The organism is Andreprevotia chitinilytica DSM 18519 (assembly GCF_000711875.1).
Taxonomy (GTDB): Bacteria; Pseudomonadota; Gammaproteobacteria; order Burkholderiales; family Chitinibacteraceae; genus Andreprevotia; species Andreprevotia chitinilytica.
Genome location: NZ_JONM01000055.1, coordinates 1 through 5,196, shown reverse-complemented (window position 1 = coordinate 5,196; position 5,196 = coordinate 1). Strand labels below are relative to the sequence as shown.

Genomic DNA, 5,196 nt, shown 5'->3' with positions numbered 1-5,196 from the left:
GAGGGGTGAGGGGTGAGGGGTGAGCAAGATTTTCTCCCCTCGCCCATTTATGGGAGAGGGGCCGGGGGTGAGGGTGCTTGCCAAGTGCGCAGTTCTTATAAGCACCCTCTCCCTAACCCTCTCCCATAAATGGGCGAGGGGACAAAAACCGCAATTTTGATCCGCCGGCCGGGGTAACGATGCCGATATATGCACGCTTTCCATCCATATCACGCATCCCTCAAAACACAAAAACCTCCCTCAGCACCCTCGCCATTCGTGAATCCACCCCCACCACAAACCCACCCTACCCCTTTGTTTAAATAGACATTTTCCAAAAATCATCCGTCACCCGTGAAACCACCCCCGTCACCCGCTTATGCCCGCGAACATCTCTTGTTACGGTGCACAAGGCACGGTGCTGGAGAGATCCACGCTGGCTCAAAAAAACAGAGGATGGAGACGAACAATGAAAAGCAATCGATGGCTGTCAGCCATTGTGCCGGCGCTGTTTATCGCGGCGCCGGCACTGGCGGCAACGGCTTGGCAAGCCGATACCTATTACGTTGCGGGCACGGTCGTGGCCTACAACAGGCATGACTACAAGGCGCTGGTCAACCAGACCGACTACGCCACCACCGGCTGGAACCCGACCAATGCCAGCCTGTGGACCGATCTGGGTCCGAGCGCCGGCAGCACGCCAAGTCCGACCCCGAGCCCAACCGCAACACCCACCCCCAAGCCGAGCATCACCCCGGTTCAAGACCCGACCGTCGTGCCGACGCAAGGCCCGTCCCCGACGCCCAAACCGACTGGTGTCGTCACAACGCCGACGCCCCCCGCAGTGACCCCCATTGTCGATCCGGTCTGGCCGACCCCGGCGGTGAACTGCTACTCGACCTGGACAGCGGGCATCACCTACAACGGCGGTGACAAGGTCTCGCTGAATGGCGTGAATTACGTCGCCAACTGGTGGACGCAATCCAACCCGTCCACCAATAACGGCCCGGCCGGCAGCGGCAAGGACTGGACGGTGATCAGCACGGGCTGCGGCGTCACCACCACGCCGACACCCAAACCGATCACGCCGACGCCAACGTCGGTTCCGCCGACCGCTACCCCGACGCCTGCCCCCACCATCCCGACCGCAACGCAAATTGTGGCCAGCAAGTGCCCCGGCCAGGCACCGTTCCCGACCTGGACTGCCGGTACGAATTACACCGTCGGCACCGCCGTCAACCCACGCAGCAACACGCTGACGGTGCATTACGGTGGCAGCTCCACCTATCCGGGCGTTTTCGTCGTCAAGCAAGCGCATCTCGCGTCTGCCGCCAACGAACCGCAATCGTATGGTTCGCTCGGCGCGATCTACGACGCCACGCTGTGGGATGTCGCCGCAGTGTTCCCGGCCCCCTGCGCCACGCCAACCCCGACGCCAGTACCAACGCCGACCCCCAACCCGGCCAAGATCACTGCCGTAACGGTGGATACCTGGAAGGGCGGCGCGACCGGTGCGTATTCGATGCTGCATGACGATCTGTGTGCCTACATCACCGACGGCCAGATCAACTACGCCGACCCGGAACTGGTGAAGCGCGGACTGGTGGCGGCGTTCGGCATCATCTCCGGCAACTGCGCACCGTATCACTGGACCGCTGCGCAGACGTTCATCAGCCACGGCCACGAGATCTACAGCCACACCCGCAACCACTACGACAGCAACACCGCCAACTGGGTGAGCAGCGTGGAAATCGCGCAATCGGCGCAGGACATCGCAACCAATCTGAACGGCTACCAGGTGAGCTACTTCGCCTGGCCGTCCGATATCGCACCGGATGCCCCGCTCGCCTATCTGCGCAGCCAAGCCAACTACATCGGCGGTCGTGCACCGAACCGCGTGGATGCCAGCGGCACCATTACGTACGGACAAGCGGTCGGCGTGAACAGCGCCAACTTCACCGATCCGTATGAAGTGCAGTGGGATCTCTTCACCAACTCCGGCCAGTGGTCGCTCTATCCGCAAGGCAGCGAGATTCTCAACCTGCACGTGGATGCCGCGATTGCCCAAGGCGGTTGGGCCACCCGCACCATGCACGGCGTGAACGACACCTCGTATGAATCGGTGCCACTGGCGCGTTACCAGGCGCATCTGGATTACGTGAAAACCAAGGTGGATGCCGGCTTGCTGTGGGTTGCCACGCCATCCAACGTGATCCGCTACCGCTTCGCCCGCCAGTACTGCGTGCCGACGCTGGCGACGGATGGTCATCACATCGACTTCTCCGCCACCGATCCGCAATGCGTGAAATACGCCACGCCGATCACGCTGGAACTGACCCTCACCGGTTCGGATGCCAGCACGCTGTTCGGCCAAGGCGGCAAGGCGCTGCCGGCCAAGTCGCTGGGCAACGGCCACTACCGCGTGGATGTGTTGCCGACGGCGGGGTCAGTCACGATGAGTAGTGGGTTGTGATGGGCTAGGGCATCGCCCACAAGTGTGTTGTCTCCCCTCGCCCACTTGTGGGAGAGGGGCCGGGGGTGAGGGCATTGGCAAGGACATCATCCTTCTCCCCACCCTCTCCCTAGCCCTCTCCCACAAGTGGGCGAGGGGACAAAAGCCTTGTATTTGGCGAGGGGAGACAAGCCTAGAACAGACACTGGAATCTTTCCTTGAGCGGCAACGGGTGCCCCCTTCCCGTTGCTTTTTTTCTTACCAAAGCGAACGACCCATGCGCCGATTCATCGTGCTGATTTTCGTTGTACTGGTTTCACCGTGGGCCCACGCCCACCCGGAATTCCACCAGCCGCTGCTGATGGTCATCACGCCCGACCACATTCTGCTGCGGGTGCAGTCGTCCGGCATGCAGATGCTGCTCGGCTCTGGCGGCCACACCCATGATTGGGATGACGGCAGCAAGCTGACCGAACTGACCGACCAACACGCGCGCTACCTCGCCCGCACCATCATCCTGACGCTGAATGGCGTGGCGCTGCAGCCGACGCTGGTGCGCAAGCACATGGGCGATGCGGCGCACTTTTCCAGCGGCATGTCGGTGATGAATGTCGTGGCCCAATTCGATTTCAAATTCACCCTTCCGCCCGGCGCGCTGAGCGATGCGGCGGGGAAAAAGCTGCAAATCCGCCAGACCGTGCTGATGGATGCCAACGTCGCCACGCACTACGAGCTGCAGTACACGCGGCCGGGTGATGTGGAAAAGACCGTGCGCACGCTGGATGGGGATGTGGGGATGGTGATTGAGTTTTAGGGCAACGCAAATGCTGACTTCACCGAAACCCTGTTTAGTACCGCGCAAGATTTTTCCTCCCCCTTTGTGAAGGGGGATTGAGGGGGATTTCGACGTCATTACACATTGAGATGCCGCAGAAATCCCCCCTAGCCCCCTTCGTGGAAGGGGGGAACAAGACACCAAGCATTGTTCGCAGAGCTGTTTGAATAAGCCCGAAGCCCCCGGCCGGCAAAGCCGTCCGGGCTACAAAACCCTGATCGGAGAACAAAAACATGATCGACATCCTGAGCGCAGCAGCAGCAGTTGCCGCCGACCCCTTCACCACCCTGCAAGCTGCCCCGGCCCACATGGACCTGTGGCAGACCTTCACCACCTACACCGACCACGGCATCTGGCACATCCTCACCGGCTACGACCACCTGCTATTCGTCACCGCACTAGTGCTGGCCGCCCGCAATTTCTGGGATTTGATCAAGGTCGTCAGCGCCTTCACGCTGGCGCATACGCTCACCCTCACGCTATCGGTGCTGCATGTGGTGCACCTATCGCCGCAGATCGTCGAACCGATGATCTCCGCCAGCATCGTCGCCGTCGCGCTCGACAACATCCTGCGCCCGCAGCAACGCGCCGGGGTGCAACGGCTGGCGCTGGCGTTTGCGTTCGGCTTATTCCACGGCTTGGGCTTTGCCGGCGGGCTGACCGATGCGATGGCAGGTTTGCCCACGGTCGGGCTGGGTACGGCGCTGGCATCGTTCAGTCTGGGTGTGGAAATCGGCCATCAGCTGGTGGTGATTCCGGTGTATCTGCTGCTGCGCTACGGCCGGCAGCGTTGGGAAGAGCGCTTCAACCACACCACGCGGCGCTATGGTTCGGCGGCGATTTCAGTGGCAGGGAGCTATTTTCTGGTGAACGCGTTGGGGTGGGTCGGTTGAGCTTGTCTCCCCTCGCCCGTTTACGGGAGAGGGGCCGGGGGTGAGGGTGCCGGCGAAGCCCTGTAGCCCTGTAGGTTGGGTTGAGCGTAGCCCAACATTCATCGCATCCATGTTGGGCTTCGCTACGCTCAACACCAACCTACCCGATGGCATGCAGACACCGGGGTTCCCAAAACCAAAAAGGCCAGCGCTCTTGCAAGCGCTGGCCTTTCCCCGTCATGTCATGTCCGGTTACTTCCGGTCTTTCTCTCTGAATAGCTTCTCTGACATGCGGGCGGCATCGATCGCCGCTCGCCGTTCTGATGCCACGGCAATGCCCGACTGCGCCAGTTGATACGCCGCCGAAGCGGGATCGACCAGCGCCGCCACGATCTGGAACAGCCGGCCCAACTCCGCCACGCTATCCATGCCGTAATGGGCGATTTCGTCATAGGTGCGGCCGGTGCCCGATGGCGAAGCATAGGCAAAGCGCGGGATGGGTCGAGGTTTGGGAGTGGGTTGCGGTTCAGACATGCCGGCCTCCTGGGCGAGTAGAAAACCCGCGCGATTCGGCCGTGGGGATGGGTGACGCAAAGAGACGCGTATCCATGAAAGGCTCCTAGAGATTCGTTGAATTCAGCCCCTGTTGAGAGGGCGGCCGGGTACTTCAACACCGCTCTAGGACGGCCCGCAGCTTTCCCTTGTCGCCAAGGTCTTGTATGACTGCGCGCTACCCGGCCATAGAGAAACCTATGGACGTGAAAAAACCCCGATTTCGGACGCAGTGGGGTTGCCGCCTAGAGAGAGAAGGTGTGTTGAAGCACCTGACCCGGAGCGTAACCGAAGCGGCCGGGCGTTGGCAAACCACCGCCCGGCTTTCCTCGTAGGTTGGGTTGAGCAGAGTGTTCAGCCGGGAGACATAGGTAACACTTGTCGGTAGACATGGGTAACACTCAACCTAGTCTAACTGCACCCGCAGATCGATGGTGCGAATGGCCTTATGACAGAAGAACACCGTCAGCACATCGGCTTGTGCCGAAGGTCGCAGTGCCACGTAC

4 protein-coding genes are annotated in these 5,196 nt (G+C 61.3%); 3 read left to right on the top strand and 1 reads right to left on the bottom strand.

What is annotated here, in order from left to right; genetic code table 11:
- Positions 1 to 448 precede the first annotated feature (448 nt).
- The 3 genes from BR41_RS23340 to BR41_RS21570 all read left to right on the top strand — a co-directional run bounded on the left by BR41_RS23340 (position 449) and on the right by BR41_RS21570 (position 4,159).
- Positions 449 to 2,452: a carbohydrate-binding protein gene (locus BR41_RS23340; RefSeq protein ID WP_051711589.1), complete on the top strand. Its 2,004-nt coding sequence runs from the start codon at positions 449 to 451 to the stop codon at positions 2,450 to 2,452.
- 256 nt (positions 2,453 to 2,708) lie between these two features.
- Positions 2,709 to 3,245 (top strand): hypothetical protein, encoded by a 537-nt coding sequence (locus BR41_RS21580; RefSeq protein ID WP_035061481.1) that lies wholly within the window; start codon positions 2,709 to 2,711, stop codon positions 3,243 to 3,245.
- Between the two features lie 254 nt (positions 3,246 to 3,499).
- Positions 3,500 to 4,159 (top strand): HupE/UreJ family protein, encoded by a 660-nt coding sequence (locus BR41_RS21570; protein ID WP_051711587.1) that lies wholly within the window; start codon positions 3,500 to 3,502, stop codon positions 4,157 to 4,159.
- 231 nt (positions 4,160 to 4,390) lie between these two features.
- Here BR41_RS21570 and BR41_RS21565 read toward each other — a convergent pair whose 3' ends face one another.
- The gene (locus BR41_RS21565) at positions 4,391 to 4,672 is read right to left on the bottom strand and encodes a hypothetical protein (RefSeq protein WP_035061477.1); all 282 of its coding nucleotides are present in this window, start codon (positions 4,670 to 4,672) and stop codon (positions 4,391 to 4,393) included.
- Positions 4,673 to 5,196: the final 524 nt, after the last annotated feature.